This window comes from Sporomusa sp. KB1 (assembly GCF_007830295.1).
Lineage (GTDB): Bacteria > Bacillota > Negativicutes > Sporomusales > Sporomusaceae > Sporomusa.
On record NZ_VLKC01000002.1, the window covers coordinates 3435847 to 3454926 of the forward strand.

Below are 19080 nucleotides of genomic sequence, written 5' to 3' on the forward strand. Positions count from 1 at the left end.
TAAGTGTTTAAACAGCAGTATGCTGGCTTTCCCGGTTTATAGGAAGGGTTTTGTTGGCACAATTGCTATTAAATAATGCCGTCACATGACGTTAAAAGTTGCAGGACAATTACGTCCATTCGTTTCCCCGGTACTTGTTCACTAGATCATTAAATTCCCTTTCATATTTTTCAAGACGTACCTTATCTTCTTGTGAATTCAAAAATGGTTTTCGTTTACCGATAACTAAAACATCCTTTGTCTTTCTCTCAGTTTTAAGCGGATTCTTCAATTTTTTGTAAGGTTCAAGTACAGATGAAGTGATATTAACAGTATTTGCTGTCAACCATGCAATTTGTTCAGTTGAAAACAAATTACCATTAAACTCTAACCTTTCTAATTTCACGATTTTTGCAAGTGGAGTAATATCATTGTCATTAATTTTTTTAGCTGAAAAAATAAGTGTCTTTAAATTTTTTGTGCGTGAAAGCGGTGTTAAAGAATCTAAAATATACTTATTCCATATCTTATCTCCGAAATACAACTCTTCTAAACTAGGTGCTAAGGGGATTTCTTCTAACGTGTGCATCCTTGTAAAGTCGTCAAAACTAAGACCTTTTAATTTTGAGTTTTTTGATAAATCCCAAAGATGAGTAACGCGCTGATTCCAAAAAAATATCAAATACTCAATATTTATAATGGTTTCCAGCTTTTTGAAATCAGCTATTAAAGGGCACTTCCAGAAACATATAATTTTGAATTGGTGCCCATAGGTTTCAATAAAGTACTCGAATGTATCCTGAGTTAATCCACTAATCCATATTTCAGTTGCTTTGCAATCCTTTAAACTATCAATATCATTTTTTGTAATGCGTCCACCAGATATATCGGATTGAAGTAAAGATACGCATTTATCAGCAATCATATCTCTGCAAGAAAAACTCTGTAAGTAATAATCCAATCCTTGTATCTTTCCCATTATTTTCTCCTATTTTATCTGAGCAGTTTTAAATGCCTAGAACTCTGAGGCATCGACAACGAAAGCATAAGTAGTGTGGCTGCTGGCCTTTGATGTTAGATTCGCTCGAATTACAAACTTGCTTTGCTTTTTGTCACAACTGACAAAGTAACTTTCTCGGTGGGGGTGAAGTTCCGTCCTAGGTGTTTAAATTCAGTAGACTTAAACCGGCTAGTGCCGAGAACTTTTCTTAATTCCATATAAACCTAGAGCGTCGCTTGCCAGTGCATCTTTATAAAGATTTATTATATTATTAACTTTGAAAAACATACACTTTGCTTTTCCGATAGTGATATCTTTTATATGGCCTCTGGCATATGCTTGATCTTGTATCTTGTACCAAGCCTTTTCGGGAGGTTTCCCGGTTTCGATATACCATTGCTCTTTGGGGTAATAACGTTGAACTTCAGCTGTCGGCCTAAAAATGTCTTGGATCTCCGATGGAAGATTATCTTCTACATAATGCATGCTAGTGAGCTTATATATATCGACGCCTAATAATAAGCCGTATCCATCTTTAACGTGTAGATTTGATAATCCTTCGCTATTCTTATCCTGTTCCGCACCCCAGGCCGATACTCTATGCATTCCCTCGCCGGTTATTACATCAGGCATTTGCCGAAACGTATCTGAAATAATCCCCATGCCGGTTCTTTCGCTAAAAGTGGGATCTAATATTTTTATTTTGCAGGTTAAACCTCTTTGCTTATCATCTTCTGTGAGTTCAAATGGTTTTGACATGGGAAATGAAGGCATAATAATTGCGCCTTCCGGTGTAACAATATTCTTCAATGCGGAAATTACTGTTTCGGCACCACCATCGACTTTACCAAAACTGCTGAGAGAACTATGGATTTCAATATACATGCCTTTTTGTAAGCCAAGCTCACGGAACCTGGTTTCGATTTCATCACGGGTAATCATATTATTTCCTTCTCTCAATTTGTCTGTAAACCCCTGGAATGAGTAGAGTTCTCAGCATTCCTGGGGTTACTATTTATAAGCTGCAATGGCGGCCGGGCTGGGGCTGGGGCTGGTTTAATAAGTATGCTGTCGGGCGGAGGAAGCTGCAGTGACCAGTGTTTGAAAAACTTTGTGCTTAAAAAAGAATTTGTTTTCAGCCCTAGCCAATAAAAAGAGAGTCCTTACAGCCATCTATAACGTCAAATATACTTACATCTAACTGCGTTTTATATCATATAGAGTAGGAGGGTTAGTCCCCTCCTATGAATTACCCTATGTAAGTTTACCACTAACTACAAAATTCAGCTTTCCTCAACAAACCCCATATCTTCATCCGTTTCTTCAATCCCTAGTTTAATCTCTTTTTGTATTTTTAGTAGCAAAGGATGTTTTGGATTAGAGGCAAGTCCTTTTTGAACTTGAATCATTGCTTCTTCCAAACGCCCCTTATTTCGGTACAGCTTAATTATTAGCATATACCCCGACATATGTCCTGGATTATCTTTAATAGATTCAAGATAAAAGTTTTCTGCTCCCTGAATATCTCCGTCTTTTTCTCTCACCTTCCCAAAAACAGTTTTAATACGTGCTTTCTCCAGCTTGCTAATTCTTTGTTCTTCAGCAATTTCTTCTGATTTTAGCGCCAGACTCTCCGCCTCGTTCCTATATGTCCTTGAGTGTGTTACAAGGGCATATGCAAAACCAGAGTATACCCACCATGCTTTCGGGTCGATTTCGAGAGCCTTATTGAAATGTTTATGGGCCAGGCGTATGTCTCCAACCCGAACATAAGATACTGCTAATCTATACTCAACATCAACGTCGTCCTGCATTTTAGACAGCACAATATAATATTTTATTGCTTCGCTATAATCTCCCCTCTTATAAAGCTCCAAGGCCATAGGCCGAAGTTCGCTTGCATAGGAACTTTTGAATTGGAGCGCCTTATTCAAGTTGAGTGATGCGCTAAAATGAGATACTGTTTCGCCTATATTTTCCGGACTGTTATTCGCTAGGCATAGTCCTTCATAGTATTGAGCTACCTTATCGTGTAATATTAAGCGTTCTTCTTTTGTAAGCATTCGATAGAAATGTTTTTTTAGTAGTGGGTGCAACCAATACTCATCTTGATCATTAATCCCTACAATAAATCTATCAATTAGACTAGATAAAGTATTATAAGCTTCTGTTCCCCAAAGGTTTGTTATTAAGCTTAGTGTTGCTGGAACGTTCAGAACCGATAAAAATTTAGCTAGACTTAATTGATCTTCAGGAATTTCTATGCCTTCTAATAAATATTCAACTAGCAATTCCCTAAAACGGTTATAAATTTCCGGATTGGAAATTATCTCCTGAAGTGAGATTTTTTCAACTTGCTGTGCGGCTAGAATTGCCGCCATAGGATGTCCATGTAAATTTGGAACTAAATCCGTACTATCAAAGCTGTAATTCCCCCCACGAATAGATCTTATATGAAAGTCAAGTATTGCTTTAATATATTCGTCCGACATTGGAAACAGTCGTATAGGATTAGCTTTATATTCAAGTGCAAAAGATCTTGTACCTACTAGAATAATTTTATTTCCCTGGTAACCCGAAGAACTACAAAGACAATCAAAAAATTCTCTAAATCCATTATGAATGAAGTGTCCACTTTGATTCAATACATACTGCCAATCATATATTACGAGACATGCATCACTATACGTATTAAATGCAGCCATTAGCTTATCGATGATAGGCGTATAATCTTTGTTATTGTTATATATTTGTTCTATTTCTTCTGTTTTTATGTCAGCACGTAGTACATGTACTAATTGGCTAAGGAACCGTACTATTCCCGTTCCTGGGGTTAGACGTATTTCACACTTTGTCCACCTTGCTTCGGGTAGAACCTTCTTAAAAATCTGGGATAAAAATGCGGTTTTACCAATACCTCTAATACCTTTAATAAAGACTACTCGTTCATCTTTGCTATTAAAAAAATTGTTTACCGTCGGAATAAGGTCTTCTCGATCAAAAAAAGGCTTACTATCCTCATTAGACTGTTCCTGATGCTTAGTATATTTCGAGAGATTCATAGAAAGGTTCTTTAGAATATCAGGGACTTTAGCTAGATGATCTGGGGATAAATTAGGCATTAGACTTGAAATCTTAGCAAAAGCCTGTTGTAGATTATTAAATCTAAAGGAATCTAAGTTCAAATTCGTCCCTAGTGGCAAATAAGACAATATTTGAGCGACATCTTCCTGGCGTAGTCCTCCATTAGACATAGCTTGAGAAAGGTAATTCATTTTTGCTTTCCAAATTTTGTTTTGAATAACAGGTAAATTATTGTAGTTTCCGGCACTAATTTTATCACACTCAAGTTGCACCTTAGTTAGCGCAGCGCTATCCAAATATAAAATAGGAATATAACTAACCAGTTGGGCGGGCAGATGTTCCACGGCAGACTGTTTTTTTTGAAATTGCAGTTCTAAGTCTATATCAGCGATTACAATAGCTTCACAATCCTTGTTAATGGGCTTAGTGAACTTTTCGTCGGTCATTCCTAGGTTATCCCCAACGAACTGAGCGAAAATCTTAGAATCGCCGATTTTTGCGGTGTTAGCAAATACACTTGGAAGTTCATTTAAAAGTTTACTCGAACAGATATCTTCAAAAGGTGCAGTCGATGGTGACCATGCTGGCACGACTAGCAACAAGTTATCTGTATAATTTGCAGTTAATCGAATAGCTTCAATACATATCATTACCAAGATATTGAACCGCTTTCCGTTTACCTCAACTTCAATACTTTTCCGCTCTTGACTCTCAGTTACTATATCAGTTTCCCATTTAGAGCGATATTGCTTTTTAATAATATAATTCTGACCAGGAGTTATAATTGGACAGACTGCTTTCCGTATATCAGATTCGGTACCAGAAAGAGAGACTGCGATATGGCTTTCTGTATAACTATTCTCCGCATTTGCATTAACGACATGCGTTCCTGCAATTATAATGATATTATTGGATTTTGCAAATTCGTCTAGTTGTGGTAGCAAATAAGGGGGTATAGAATACTCTGGGAAAATAATAATATCCGCTTTGCCCCCAGCCGCTAATTCTAAGCAAGCCTTGATTTTTTCAGTAATAATTTCAAGATACTCTTTTTCTATGTTTGTACAAAATTTCTGTATCGAATCGTTTATTGACCTTATCTGATTAAATCCGTCCTTATAATCACCCGAAGGTTCTTGGAGCCAGTTAGCACTCACTGTCAAATATGCTGGGAAAAAATCAATCTGTGCTAAAGCAACCCGTACCTTTGCCATATTGTTCACCCCCACGATCAGCAAATATATATTGTATTTTCTAGACTAATTGCGATTTTCCTCCACTTTGGTAAACTTTAGTAGAATATTGACTTTTTTTGTATTTATTACAATCCACTGCACATCCAGCAATCTTGTTTTTATGTTTACCTATAATAAATATTTAGAAAACACGGGGATATTCTCTACAGGAGCACAAGACCTATATATCCCATTCAAAATACAAGACCTCTTTGTAAATTCCGACATTTTCCAAGTTAAGAAAAAGAAAAATCCTGACAGATTTGCCAGGATGAAATTAAAATGTCGGGAAGTAGAGTTGATTATTTTTTAGATATGTTGCTGCACGGAACTCACTTGGAAGATTTAAAATATCAAAAAGTATATCAAAATAAATGCATTGCATATAGTCTAGCAAATTTCCGGAAGGACAAGCCAGTAGGCCATTATGTACAATATGGGACCTTAGGCCAAAAATCCTTCCTAGTTGAAAAGTATCATAAACTTTTGATAAGGGCATTTCGTATATCCGTGCTAGCCTTTCGTTAAGGGGTTTGATATTTGTATCAGGCATAGCCAATGTTTCTAATGCAATCCAAAATTTCAAAAAACTGTTTATTCCTTCATCATATGTAGCAAGTTTGAGCCATCTTAATGATAAAAAAATTCTGTTCTGGTCAGGTACTGGTAACATGAATATAATTCTACTCACTTTTGACATAACATTCAATGAATCAGTATCTAACTTAGTTTTTGGCAGACACATTGGATTCCGAAATACTCTCCCAGAAAAGGAAGTTTGTTCCCGGGAGGGAACGATAATTTGGTCAAATTCATGTTCGTACAGTATGTTTTGACCATTAAAAGCAATAAAGAGTCCAGCAATGGTGTCTAGTTTATCTTTTGCTGTATTAATATCCTGCCCCTCTTGAGTTGGGCAAGGAGTTAATAGTACTAAATGCCAACCTTCACTTGTGCTCTTATTATCCAAGTCAACTTCGATTTTAATTTCAGCATTGTTATTCTGATAAATGTTTTGATTCTCCCAAAAGTAAGCTAGTTTACCAAAAATAAATATGGCTTGAACATAGCCAAAGTTTACTGATTTTACTCCATTCGGGACTTCGCTTGGATTAACCCGCAAAATTTTATAAGTTGATAAGAATAATGTAGTATTTCTCCAGGATTCTGGAAGCAAAGCAATTAGATTAAGGGTGTACTTTGATTCTTTAGACATAAAATCACTCACCGATATTAAATAGACTTGTCATTTAAAGCTGTTACTAAACCTTATAATCAACATGATCTCCAACGCCATCCAAGATAGCATGTTGCTGCTTATCTGGTTTCAGCTTGGAGTTATTTTTTTTGGATTTTTTGGCTCTAAACTGCCTTTTTTGTCTTGGTAGGTACTGTGTTTCAAAATCAAAGTAATCCGGCATTGCTTTACGAACGGGCATGATTTTTCTTATAGGTTGTACCGGTTCAACACGTTCCACAATACCACCCCCGCTATTTTGTTAGTACGGAGTTTTACATTATGTTGAAGATTTTTCCTCTTGAGTTGCTATGTATTCTAGTAAATCTCCTAACAGGCAGTTGAAGATTCAGATTTTTTCACCAGTATCATTCAAAACAAAGGCTGCTTCGAAGGTGCAATCAAGAGCGGTAGCAATGGCAGCTAGTTCCTTTTGACTAAAATTATCTCGTGTTAGCTTACCGCTAAGATTTTGTGATGACGTATTAAGTTTTTCGGCTAATGCACTTACTGTCATTTTACGCTTTATGAGAATGATTCGGATTTTTTCAGACATAGACATTTTAGCAAAACCTCCCTTATTAAATTTTAAACTATTTAATTACAAATATCAATAATTAATTAAAAATGTAGCGAAATAATTAAATAAAATATTTACAAATGAAATTAAATAATTTATAATGTAACTATAAAGTTTTAACAAGGGGGGTAACTACAATGTTAAAATCCATAGTAACCACTCTTGGCAATACCCTAGTAAAGCGAGGCATATCCCGCCCACACGCCTTTCAAAAAGCCTGGCGTATGGCCCGGCAAAACAAATTCTTTGCCAAAGCTGTCGGCGTGACTATCGGCAGCCGTCAGGAAGCGCTTAAGCGCCTGGCGCAATATGGCCGGGATATGGTCAGGGTGTACCTGGTGCATGAGAGCAATAACCCGGTGGATTCCAACGCAGTGGCCGTGGTTGTTGCGGTGGCCGGTAAAGGGGAATACAAGGCTGGATATTTGCCGAAAGAAGGCGCCAACCTTTTGGCCCGGGTGATCGATAAGTTAGGCGGGCAGCTGGCAGCCACATTAGAGAATATTACGGGCGGAGGTGATCGCAAATACGGACTAAATATAAGCTATGCATTGAGGGCGGCATAGCTCGCCTGGTAAGAACGGAGTGTGAGAGATGAATTTACAATTGGTAAGCGGTAACATGCTGGAGGCAAAGGAATATCAGGGGCAGCGGGTAGTGACCTTCCGGGACATCGATGCTGTACACCAAAGGCCGGAGGGAACGGCTGGCCGGAACTTTCGAGAGCATCACCACTACTTTGTTTGTGGGGAAGATTTTTTCAGAGTCGCCGGAGATGAATTGAGTAGATTGAAACAGGCGACGAATTTCGTCGGCAGTAACGCGAAGGAATTAATCCTTATCACCGAATCAGGCTATCTCATTCTGGCTAAGTCCTTCATTGATGATCTCGCCTGGCAGGTGCAGCGAATGCTAGTCAAAAGCTACTTCCGGGCCAAAGGCCAGGCCGAGGAAAAGCAACTATCGCCACCAGGCACCACAGCCGACATACTTAAAGAGAATATACTCACAGGTAAAGCCTTTGCCGAAGCTATGGGCCTGGATGAGCATCAAGTCTTAATAGCTGCGATTGCAAAAACTGAGCGCCAAACGGGGGATGATCTTCAAGACTTCAGGCACCTGCTGACTTCTGCGCCGAATGCCAGGCAAATAGAGCCTAGATATAAAGGCAGATCCCGGGGCGAGAACAAGTTAAGCCCTGAGCGGTTAGCTGTATTAGAGGCACTAAGCAACGCCGGGGGGCCGCTAACACCAAAGCAAGTAGCAATTATAACCGGTCGGGGAAGGAATGCAGCACAGAAACTACTTATAAAACTAAAGGAGGCGGGAGCAGTCGATATTGTGAGGTATGGGCAATACGTTCTAAAGGAATCGCAAGTACCAGTCAAGCAATAGAAAAGGCCGCTAAGTGTTTGCACCACTCAGCAGCCAGGGACAAGCAAGGAATCAGGAGAAACCCCGCCGTCAAATTCATTCTATCAGGCGGCGGGATTAGAGTCAAATGATAGGGGGATTAAATATGAATATTAATGTGCCTAAAAATGATGATTCAGGAATTTTACATAGGTTATTTGAGTTAGCCCATAAACGCGGCATTAAGATTTATTCAGATTTCGATCTTGGCGAAAACATTTTTGGCTTGTGTGTTAATTTTGATGGAATAAAGAGAATTGGGCTCAGCAGCAGACTCTCTCTTACTGCGGCAATCTATGTATTATCGCATGAGCTAGGCCATTGTCAGCTACATGCAGCTAAAGTCAATTACGCTCTGTATCACAAGCGGGATAATTACTATGACAGCATAGAGCAGCAGGCAGACCGGTTTGCCGCAAGGTTAATAAAAGTGTTGAATCGGAGTACCGGGGTAAATCACCAAATGAATATTGATGGGGGGCAGTAAGCATGTATTTATCAAATCAAACCTGCCCCGTATGCGGGCACCGTCTACATGTAACCTGGCCGTGGCCGCCGGTCATTACCGGTACGCCAACAGCGCTAGTATTTGTTTGTCAGAACTGCGCTATTAACGAGATGGCTGACGGGTATATAGAACGAAAGCCTTTTGCAGATGATGTGATTATTAAGCCAGAGGGCCGGAATGTTTTAGCGCGGCATTACAGCGCCTATAACCAGGCGATTCCCTATATGGCTGAGAAAAAGTTTCCTCTTGGTGCTTAGGTAGAATATGAGATGGGGAGAAGATATCACATTAATTAGCGCATGCAAGTTAAAGGCGATAGCCCAGATGGTGCCAGACGAAAGCGGCCATCGGCGCTGGCAGATTGATAACGTGGTTGATGTTAAGGATATTCTAAATGCTGTAGGCCAGGAATTTGAGGGCGTTGCTCACAGAGATATTGAATTGGGTAGGGAGGAATAACCGGTGCCTAAGTTAAAAGTGGATGAAAGATTTGTCTGGGCGGAGTTGCTTTGTCTTAAGACGATATTAATAGAAGTTGTGGCTGGTAAGCGGCATGGGATGCATGCAAGGAAAGCTGCGGCGATTGCGGGGCAGATTGAGAGGCTTGCGGCGGCGGTGATCGTACCGGTGGATAAGATGCTGCTGTAGGGGGTTAATCAAAAGGTCGTACAGGGAGAAACTAGGCATTCGACAATAGTTATGAAGTTATATACTGCCGGATATGAAGGATACGGCGGTTAAGGTTTTGGAGGAATGTCTGGTTAACATATAACTTGTTTACCATGGTGACAGGTCGCTACCTGTCTCTTTTTTTATTTGAGAAGCCACTTGGCCAAACGCTCGTTCTTAAGGAATTCATTACGGTATCTTTGATTTTCAGCTAATAAAGGTTCAAATTGCTCAAAGGAATCTTTCCGACTTTTTGCTATTGGACTATTTTGTAGTGTTTTGTAAATTAGACTGAAGACTAAACAAGCAATATTTCCCAGTTCCCAGATATGTGATTGCTTTATTAACTCATCAGCACGATCAAAGTAGTTATTAACATGTGTCTGTTTATCTATTGTTAGTAGCGAGGCAAATAAATTTCCGTGTGCGTAATATTCATTGATTTGTTTTTTTACTCTATGAAGGTGTTCGGACTCCGCTTGATAGCTCTGTTTTAGCCATTTGTACACCTTATGTTTAATCTCTGGTACGGGTTTAGCCCCTATGCTATCAGTAACTATGAAATTTTCAATTTGGGTGTGGTGTAGACTGTAAGCAGCCAAACAAGCCGCTTCAAGCGAAAACCTCAACATTAACTGAGCTTGGACTTGATGATCTCTTAAAGTTGAAAGTAAGCACAGGGAAAGACTACTGTGCACTTGTGCGTTAAGCAAATAGAAAGGCATGGCCTTTCTATTGTGAATTTCTGCTATATTTTCTAGTAGGCCGATTATTTCCTCTGTATTTCGGATGAGGGCTTGGTTATTATCTATAAATTCTTGTACAATCTGGTTTTCTTGCTCAGCCAACTCGTAGATCACCTATATATCACGCCTTTCATTACTGCTCTTTGGTTTCTTCTGCTAAATAATTGCAGAGCATACCTAATTACATAGTAAAAATTTTTCGATTACATGAATATATCCTGCTTACTATATTTTACTATGTAATTAGATTACTGTTAATGGCAAAAATAAAGAGGAATAAATTTCATTTTGCCGAATGCGTACAATAATTAGGAGTCTCATTATTTTAGGGGTTCTGATATAATTTTAAATACCATATTTTAAATTTTAGAGAAGACATATAATAAAGCAGAGGAGAGATGAGGTGCGCCACTATGGCAACGGGTGAGCAAATAAAGGCACTAATAAAGGCACATTTTGAAAACAGCTCTGACCGATTTGCAACAACTGCTCTACAGGTTGCCGCCCATGAAGCCAGACAAGGGCATGATACACTAGCTGAGCAAATTAGGGATATAGTACAAAAATCAAAACCAACAAGTCCTAATGTCTCCGTAATACAGTTTAAGCGAGAAATAAGTGACTTGATAGTTTGTAACAATTCGGAAAACCGGTTAACTGATTTAATTGTTCCTGATCCGGTTAAAAATAGGCTTAAGAGAATATTAACTGAATTTAAGCAACAAGAGAAATTAAGGAAGTTTGGACTGAAAAATAGACGAAAAATCCTTATAACTGGCCCACCTGGGACAGGAAAAACCCTTACAGCTTCTGTACTTGCTGGTGAACTCCACTTACCTTTAATGGTTGTAATGATGGATAAATTACTTACAAAGTTTATGGGTGAAACAAGTGCTAGACTTCGTCAAATTTTTGATACGATTCAGGATAACATGGGCGTTTATTTATTTGATGAATTCGATACTATAGGTGCAGACCGAGCATATGATAATGACGTTGGTGAAATGCGACGTGTCTTAAATTCATTTTTGATGTTTATAGAGCAGGACAACTCATCAAGTATTATTATTGCTGCCACTAACAACGTTCGTATGTTGGATCAAGCATTGTTTCGTCGTTTTGATGATGTATTACAATATGAACGCCCTACTGATACGGATATCGAGCACCTCATTAAGAATAGAGTTAGCTCCTTTATTCCTGCTTCTGGCTTGCCACAAAACCTCATTATAGAGGCGAAGGGCTTAAGCCATGCGGAAATAGTTCAAGCTTGTGATGATGCTTTGAAAGATGCAGTATTGCAAGATAAAATAAGCATATCTCCGGATTTTCTGATTCATTCTGTCCAGGAGAAGAAAAATGCTTACGATCGTGTCTGGGGGATTGATCGTGGCTAAGAAAACACACATTTTTTTGCAAGATCAACAAGAAACTATAAAATTCCGAGCTCCTGGCGGTGGGTCAGAGGAAATACAACTTCCAAGGAGAAATAGGGTAGACCATGCAGCATTCTTAAGGCGCCGGTTAACAGAGGCGTGGAATCAAGCTTCAGTAATAATGACTCAAAGAAAAGCAGTCTCGTTACCAACTAGGCAAGGCGTTTATTTGCAGTTTCGGGGTGCTCCAGGGAATAAACTACCTGTAACTAGTTTGGAGCAGATTAGATCGGGTATTAGGTTACTCAATGTTCAATATGAAGGTGAGCCAGGCCAAGAGGTCACCACTGCTACAGTTTATATTCCAGATGGGAAGCAAGAATTATTTTTAAAAAAAATCGCTAAGTACGAAAAAGAAAATACCCCAAAAAAGGGGGAGCCATATCACGAGAACTTATTTGCTCCATTAGACGATATTCGATATGCAATACTGGAATCATTCTGGCTCGACCTACCAGAATCTATTCCGACTGATGATCCAATTTGGTGTGAAGCTTGGCTACAGGGTAATTCGCTGGAAATTACGGAATCTATTTTTGTTATGGCTGAGGTTTTTGGTATTTTAGTTAATAAGAACGAAATTTTACACTTCCCCGAAAGACAGGTTGTGCTTATTAAGGCGAACCGCCAACAACTCGTAGAACTAATTGAGGGAAGTTCATATATTGCAGAATTTAGAAAGGCTCGAGATACTGCGCGCTTTTTTGAGGAATTGGAAAATGTCGAACAGTCTGACTGGGTAAACGAATTACTATCTCGTTTGCAATTTAATGATAGTGATGTTTCCATATGTATTTTGGATACCGGAGTAAATAATGGGCATCCCTTGCTTGCACCTGTGATTGATGATTGTGACTGTCATACGTTTAATCCTAATTGGGGGAGAGATGATCAACGGGGGCATGGGACTCGTATGGCTGGGTTAGCTGCTTATGGTGATCTACGATGTATCCTTGAAGGTAGCAGTCCTGTTGAGGTAAGGCATCGAATTGAGTCTGTAAAAATCCTCCCTTCAGGAGGAAGTAATGATCCGGATTTGTACGGGTATATTACTCAGCAAGCTGCAAGTCTAACTGAGATTAGCAATCCTACCCGCAGAAGAATATCATGTATGGCCGTGACGACTTCGGAGGGCATTCTTACGGGACGTCCATCTTCCTGGTCAGGTGCAATAGATGCATTAACGTCAGGATATCATGACCAACATAAACGGTTATTTATTGTTTCGGCGGGAACAATTCCCGAGGCTCATTGGGGTGACTATCCCCGAATAAACCTTAAGTATCCTGTTGAGGACCCGGGCCAATCCTGGAATGCATTAACTGTTGGGGCATATACCCAAAAGGATAATGTCACAGATTTACGATATGGGCCTCTAACACCTATAGCAAGTGCTAATCAGCTATCGCCATCAAGTACTACTTCTGTTACATGGGAGGAACGTTGGCCGATTAAGCCTGATGTTGTTTTCGAGGGAGGAAACGGAGTGCGAGATCAAAGTGGTTTCCCTTCCGGTTGCGATGACCTTTCATTGATAACTACATATTTTAAACCACATCAGAGACATTTAAGTGTATTTTGGGGTACTAGTGCTGCTACAGCAGAAGCTTCACATCTAGCTGCTCAGATTCAATGTGAGTATCCTAATATGTGGCCTGAAACAGTTAGAGGTATAATTGTTCACTCGGCAGAATGGACAAGCCAAATGGAAGCACAGTTTCTGGATGGAAGAAGTCGGGCCGATTATAGAAAACTTATGCGGATAGTTGGTTATGGGGTGCCAAATGTCAATCGATGCTTAGAGTGTTCGAGGCACCGCTTGACGCTAATTGCTCAAGAGGAGATGCAACCTTTCGAAAAGTCACCTAAAGGTACTTATCGTGCGAAGGATATGCATATCTATAAACTGCCTTGGCCAACTGAAGTGCTCAGAGGACTTGGGGAAACATTGATTACAATGAAAGTTACCCTATCCTATTTTGTAGAACCAGCCCCAGGCGAAATTGGATGGGGAGATAGGTATCGTTATTCTTCTTATGGATTACGTTTTGATATTAACTCTCCCTTAGAAAGTAAGGATCAATTTTTGGTTAGGCTAAATGCTGCAGTAAGGGACGATGGTGAAAAAGTTGAAACTTCAAGTCGTAGCGATCGCTGGAATATTGGTCAAACGAGTGATCTCGGTTCAATACATTCCGACTTTTGGAAAGGCACCGCGGCGGAAATTGCTGAATGTAATTTAATAGGGATTTATCCCGTATCAGGTTGGTGGAAACTACGGCCACATTTAGGTAAATATGAGCAACGAGCCAGATATTCATTAATAGTCTCACTACAAACACCTGATATTGAAACCGATATTTATACACCAATAGTTACACCTATAATTGTACCAGTCTCGTAACCAAGAGGTAAATTAATGGGGGTGCAACCTAGATAGCGTAACATCACATAGAAATATTATACATAGTAAATAATGAAAGTGGCAATCCCATTGAACCTATTGGGGTTACGGCTACTGTAAGATAGAGTAAAACGCCAATTTGCCAACTTCAAAACCATCTGTGTGGCACTAACCTGTTATGGGTGAGTTCGATTCCTCATAGAAAAATAAAAACATCCGAGTATTTTATCTCGGATGTTTTTTCTTGGTTTAATAAGTGAAATTCATTTTGCAGTGACAATCAAATGACAGTCTAACGTTTTATACTGAAAAGCAGGAGTTGCTATTTCATTTACAGAAAAAGAAATTTATGGGTTGCAGACAGAAAGATTGGAGATATGTGAAATGTTAAAAAATGCACTTTATTATCCGCATATGACTTTCCAAAATCCTAGTTGGCTCAAAGCAATGGCAATGTACTATGAAAACATATATAGAATAGTTCCAGATAATATCATTCCAGATGATCCAGAGGAATTACAATCCTTGTTAGAAGATTCATCTATTGGCAAGATGCTTAATCCAATAAGATATGCAAAAGCTACGGCTCATTTGTTTCTTAAAAAAAAAGAAAATTGGAATGCATCAGCACTAATCGGAGATGACGAAGAAGAGAAAGAAAAAAATTTTATAAGAGTGCATGAGGATAAGACAGATATTTCAGTGCGAAAATTATTCCTCTCCTTGGGATATCAAGAAACCGATTCATGGATAGATTTACCGATAGGCTTAGCATCGAATTACATGTTATTTCTTGCTACAGAAATCGCCAAAAAAAATAAATTAGATTTAATTACCGACTCGTGGGCACCTTGGACAGCAACGACCTATTTCAATGTAGATGGTAATATTGATGAATTCTTATTGCCGTGTGGCGTTGGTGGGTATAGTGAGAACATAGACGATCCTTTTGCATTGTTCTGCCTTCTTATCGGGGAAATTACTCCTATAAACATTCATGAGATTCCGGCAGAAAAAATTGTAGCGTTTAGAGACAGAAGGCGAGATGAAATATCAAATTTTCGAAATAAGGTTGAGGAATTGTACGAAGAGTTACAGAGTTTAGACGATCCGGTAGTAAGGTATGATTCTATTATAAACAAAGTTAAAGAACTAGAAAAAGCAAAACGAGAATATCAAGATAGTGCTGATATAATTAAAGCGAAAAAATGGTTTGGCGCTTCTTTTATGGGGTTTCCTGCTCCGCTTGCATTAGGAAGTGTTTTTAATATTCCAGTTTCGCAAATCGTTACACTGGCTGCTACTAGTATCGCAATTGGCGGGTTATTTAATATAAAAAACTCAAAGGTCGAATTAAACAAATTGAAGAAAGATAATCCGGCATCATTATTGGTTGAAATAGAACGTAGCTTTAAACAATATACCCGATTTAGAGGTGTCGGCGATATGAATCACCACGCTTATAATTGTATGGAAGAGTATATTAATGATTAGTACTCCTGTATTCACGGTAAGTGTCATGGGGAATTTAACTTTATATCTGTAAAATGAGATTTATTTGGAGAGCAAGATTAATAGACAAGAACCATGTTGCATTGTAGATAACTAATGTAAGCATTAAAAATGACGTTAAAGAGTGGCACGAGTCTTTTAATGCTAATAAACCAGTTTTTAATCTGAGTGGATTATAGCGGAATAATAATGAGAGAAAAACAAAAAGGAAGCGTTACTTTTGATAAAAGACAAAGAAGAAATAGAAAAATATATTTATATTTTAAGCGAAACTTTATGTAGAAGCGATTATTGGGATGAAGGACAATTTAATATATGTAAAAATATCGTTGACAATAATTCTAATATGAAAAATTTATATGAAAGTACTCAAAAGAAGTTAGAGACAGATATTTTCAATCAGATGGCTAAAATCAGAAATATAGAAGCTTTTCAGACAGCTTTATTTTGTATTCGTTCTAAAGCAAAAATTTTAATGTATAAAGACAATCTTCACGATTGGACAGAAAGATTTAAGATTGTCAACTATTTGTTTTTGTTTGCTGTTTCAACTGAAATAGGAAATAGGACAGTTCTTTTTTGTAAAGATAGTAATGTTGTTCGAAAAATTATTGGGTTAGGTTATACTTTTTTTTGTAATTTAGAATTTTACAATCAAACAAAATGTAATATAAAAGAAAAAATATATGAAAAATTTTATGCACGTATGGAAAAAGTGACAAATCGGATAGGAGATATGCACACATATCAAATTAAACAAAAGGATATTTTATTGAATCTCCAGAAACGAAACATTAACGAAGTGAAAATGAAATCTAGAATAAATGTACAATTGGAGAACTTTGATAAGATAAAACAAGCACTAAATAATAATAGAGTAATCTCAATCGCCAATAAAAATTCTCCGAAGGACGATTTAATTATTCTTGAAAATAACGCCTTTAAGTGTCTGCAGAAAGAACTACAAGTTTTTATAGAAAGATTTGAAGCGAAAAAAAGTAAAAATCCATCAGACATAGAATGTGATTTTATTTTTTCTTATCGTAATGCATCATATATATTTATATCTAAAAAAATAGTATTTGATACGTTAGAAATGTTTGAAAAGTTTTTTTTAATGGGACAGTATGAGAATCTATTCAAATATTATTATCAAGTAAATATTGATCAAAAAAATTTATCGGATTATAACAAACTTATGACATATAAAATTGTTGATTTTCTTTTTATAAATAATTATTTGTTGCCTTTGGAAACTAGAAAGGATAAATTGATAGTTCCGCGAATAGAAATTGAGGATTATACTTTGGAAAAACAGAGACAACTTGGAGACATTGATGTATTATTTTATTCCTCGAATACAAGTATATTATATGTTGTAGAGTACAAAAATTACCAAATGATGATAACTAGAGAAAATGATGTAAGTGCAGAAATATCTAAAGTGGAACGAGAAGAGACTATAAAAAAAGTATTAAGGCGTCAAGCTTGTATTGAGGAAAATATAGATTATATTTTAGAACACCTTTTCAAAAACCGATATAATGTAAAGGGAATTAAATCAATTATACTAACTACAAAACCAAATTTTTATTTTTTTCAATTTCCAATTGAAAATACTGATTGTGAATATATGGATTGGATAGAATTCGAAGAGAAGGTAATTCAGAAGCAATTTTGATAAAGAAACGCAGAAATGATTAAGAAGCCATTTGGTAGTTCTGCATACGACGATAAATAGCTTACTTAACACGTAGCGACGAATAAAAATTCCGCCGGGTTCTCCTTTGTTTGGCAGATTGTCCAATTTTATCTCCGATTTGTCCTGTAGGTATTATTTAAGATGAGTGAAATTGATTGCTAAGCAACGTGGTCATGAAAAGGCTCGGTATTTGAGCGAAAGGATAAAGCAGGAACATGGAGAGCCAGATTTACTTTATACAGATCTGGTTGTCAATAAGTATACTCTTTCGGACATGCCACAAACCCAGTAAATAAGCACCATAACAGCTATGTAAACTTGCCGTTTATTTGCCGTTTATTTTCGAAAAAGAGCTCAAAAAAGAACAAATGTTCTAAGAATCAAAAACCTTGAAACTCGTATAAAACAAGCATTTTCAAACATAACAAAACGTAAACAAAAGCAATGTTTCCACCTTCTAAGCGGTTGGTCGTAGGTTCGATTCCTACCAGGCGTGCCAGAGAATTAAGGCTCTCGAGGATTCGGGAGCCTTTTGTTATGTTAAATGGGGGATAGTTATTTTATACAAACAACAATAGTTACATATAAATGCAGAAGACAGGTTTTACGTTTGCCTGTTTTTTCATTTGCAGCTTTTCTTGCACGGGCTATTCAGTTTTCCATTAAATTTCCGGTTTCTTGTTCTGCTGATGTGAAAAGCAATAGAAAAGTGAGCCATTTGACATTCAGAAAGTGAGCCACTTTTGATGCTCAAGAAGTGAGCCACCCCGATAAAAAATATTAAACCTCTTGGTCTCCGCTGTTGTTGTCTGGAGTCTCACCTCCAAACTGTCCGGTTGCCGCAATCCTCTGGCGGAGGCGGTATGAGGGACCGTTGGTATCGACAATATGAGAACGATGCGTCATTCGGTCCACGATAGCAGCAGTAAGCATAGGATCACCGAAGATCTCCGTCCAGCGTGAAAACTCCAGGTTCGTAGTGATGATCACACTGCCACGCTCATTACGACTGGATAGAATCTGAAATAGCAGCTCGGCGCTGGAACGCGCGAAGGTTAGATACGACAGTTCATCCAAAATCAATAGATTGAGTTTGGTGAGTTGTTGTTCCAACTTAGAAAGTGTGTGATTTTGCTGAGCTTCTAACAAATCATTCACTAGCCCCGCAGCAGTGTAAAACCGCACGCGCAGTCCTTTTTCACAGGCTTTTAGACCGAGGGCAGTTGCCAGATGCGTTTTCCCAGTACCAGGGTTGCCACAAAAGACAATGCCTTCTTTTTGCTGGATATATTGACAATCAGCCAGTTGCCAAATAACAGCAGGGTCTATGTGTGGTACGTTTTTGAAGTCAAACTCATCGAGGGTTTTAATGATCGGAAACTTGGCTTGCTGCATTTTTAGGCGGCGTTGATTTTCCTGACGATGCGCCACTTCATTTTTCATGATTTTGAGCAGAAAATCCGCATAGCCCCAGCCATTTTGCTCCGCTTCCCGAGCCACCGTCTGGTAGTTAGAGAAACAAGGCAGCTTTAGCTGCTTAGCATAAAACGTAATCATTCCCGCATGGCTATCCAT

The 19080-nt window shown here is 38.1% G+C and carries 18 protein-coding genes and 1 tRNA gene; 11 read left to right on the forward strand and 8 right to left on the reverse strand.

Translation table 11 applies throughout. The features are described from left to right. Positions 1-109: 109 nt before the first annotated feature. The 6 genes from SALPA_RS19605 to SALPA_RS19630 form a co-directional block, all read right to left on the reverse strand. Complete coding sequence (locus SALPA_RS19605; protein ID WP_145097835.1) at positions 110-958, reverse strand: hypothetical protein; 849 nt, start codon at positions 956-958, stop codon at positions 110-112. Between the two features lie 210 nt (positions 959-1168). Then, complete coding sequence (locus SALPA_RS19610) at positions 1169-1921, reverse strand: AAC(3) family N-acetyltransferase (RefSeq protein WP_145097838.1); 753 nt, start codon at positions 1919-1921, stop codon at positions 1169-1171. A gap of 341 nt (positions 1922-2262) precedes the next feature. Continuing rightward, positions 2263-5277 (reverse strand): tetratricopeptide repeat protein, encoded by a 3015-nt coding sequence (locus SALPA_RS19615; protein ID WP_145097841.1) that lies wholly within the window; start codon positions 5275-5277, stop codon positions 2263-2265. A 298-nt stretch (positions 5278-5575) separates the two neighbouring features. After that, complete coding sequence (locus SALPA_RS19620) at positions 5576-6514, reverse strand: HEPN domain-containing protein (RefSeq protein ID WP_145097843.1); 939 nt, start codon at positions 6512-6514, stop codon at positions 5576-5578. Positions 6515-6560: 46 nt separating this feature from the next. After that, on the reverse strand, positions 6561-6776 hold the full coding sequence (locus SALPA_RS19625; RefSeq protein WP_145097846.1) for a hypothetical protein: 216 nt from the start codon (positions 6774-6776) through the stop codon (positions 6561-6563). Positions 6777-6884: 108 nt separating this feature from the next. After that, complete coding sequence (locus SALPA_RS19630; protein WP_145097849.1) at positions 6885-7097, reverse strand: helix-turn-helix transcriptional regulator; 213 nt, start codon at positions 7095-7097, stop codon at positions 6885-6887. A 155-nt stretch (positions 7098-7252) separates the two neighbouring features. Between SALPA_RS19630 and SALPA_RS19635 the strand changes: the two genes are divergently transcribed. The 6 genes from SALPA_RS19635 to SALPA_RS19660 all read left to right on the forward strand — a co-directional run bounded on the left by SALPA_RS19635 (position 7253) and on the right by SALPA_RS19660 (position 9684). Continuing rightward, entirely contained in the window at positions 7253-7681 is a 429-nt protein-coding gene (locus SALPA_RS19635) for an HIRAN domain-containing protein (RefSeq protein ID WP_145097852.1), read from the forward strand. A gap of 28 nt (positions 7682-7709) precedes the next feature. After that, a complete protein-coding gene (locus tag SALPA_RS19640) occupies positions 7710-8510 on the forward strand; it encodes an ORF6N domain-containing protein (protein WP_145097855.1) in 801 nt (266 codons plus the stop codon). Between the two features lie 124 nt (positions 8511-8634). Then, complete coding sequence (locus SALPA_RS19645) at positions 8635-9015, forward strand: ImmA/IrrE family metallo-endopeptidase (RefSeq protein ID WP_186451147.1); 381 nt, start codon at positions 8635-8637, stop codon at positions 9013-9015. Between the two features lie 2 nt (positions 9016-9017). Then, positions 9018-9293, forward strand: coding sequence for a hypothetical protein (locus SALPA_RS19650; RefSeq protein ID WP_145097860.1), 276 nt, complete (start codon positions 9018-9020; stop codon positions 9291-9293). Between the two features lie 7 nt (positions 9294-9300). After that, positions 9301-9495 (forward strand): hypothetical protein, encoded by a 195-nt coding sequence (locus SALPA_RS19655; RefSeq protein ID WP_145097863.1) that lies wholly within the window; start codon positions 9301-9303, stop codon positions 9493-9495. 3 nt (positions 9496-9498) lie between these two features. Continuing rightward, complete coding sequence (locus tag SALPA_RS19660; protein WP_145097865.1) at positions 9499-9684, forward strand: hypothetical protein; 186 nt, start codon at positions 9499-9501, stop codon at positions 9682-9684. Between the two features lie 164 nt (positions 9685-9848). On the opposite strand, the gene SALPA_RS19665 is transcribed toward SALPA_RS19660, so the two are convergent. Beyond that, the gene (locus tag SALPA_RS19665; RefSeq protein WP_145097868.1) at positions 9849-10553 is read right to left on the reverse strand and encodes a hypothetical protein; all 705 of its coding nucleotides are present in this window, start codon (positions 10551-10553) and stop codon (positions 9849-9851) included. Positions 10554-10864: 311 nt separating this feature from the next. Here SALPA_RS19665 and SALPA_RS19670 point away from each other — a divergent pair, with 311 nt between their 5' ends. The 5 genes from SALPA_RS19670 (at position 10865) to SALPA_RS29155 (ending at position 18004) form a co-directional block, all read left to right on the forward strand. Then, the gene (locus tag SALPA_RS19670) at positions 10865-11848 is read left to right on the forward strand and encodes an AAA family ATPase (RefSeq protein ID WP_145097871.1); all 984 of its coding nucleotides are present in this window, start codon (positions 10865-10867) and stop codon (positions 11846-11848) included. Next, positions 11841-14291, forward strand: a complete 2451-nt coding sequence (locus tag SALPA_RS19675) for a S8 family peptidase (protein WP_222428064.1) — start codon at positions 11841-11843, stop codon at positions 14289-14291. The genes SALPA_RS19670 and SALPA_RS19675 overlap by 8 nt, the downstream gene beginning before the upstream one ends. A 384-nt stretch (positions 14292-14675) precedes the next feature. Beyond that, positions 14676-15785: a DUF6236 family protein gene (locus SALPA_RS19680; protein WP_145097874.1), complete on the forward strand. Its 1110-nt coding sequence runs from the start codon at positions 14676-14678 to the stop codon at positions 15783-15785. Positions 15786-16023: 238 nt separating this feature from the next. Next, a complete protein-coding gene (locus SALPA_RS19685) occupies positions 16024-17484 on the forward strand; it encodes a hypothetical protein (protein WP_145097876.1) in 1461 nt (486 codons plus the stop codon). 450 nt (positions 17485-17934) lie between these two features. Beyond that, positions 17935-18004 (forward strand) — tRNA-Arg (locus SALPA_RS29155). A 281-nt stretch (positions 18005-18285) separates the two neighbouring features. On the opposite strand, the gene istB is transcribed toward SALPA_RS29155, so the two are convergent. Then, positions 18286-19080, reverse strand: a complete 795-nt coding sequence (gene istB / locus SALPA_RS19690; RefSeq protein ID WP_145097879.1) for an IS21-like element helper ATPase IstB — start codon at positions 19078-19080, stop codon at positions 18286-18288.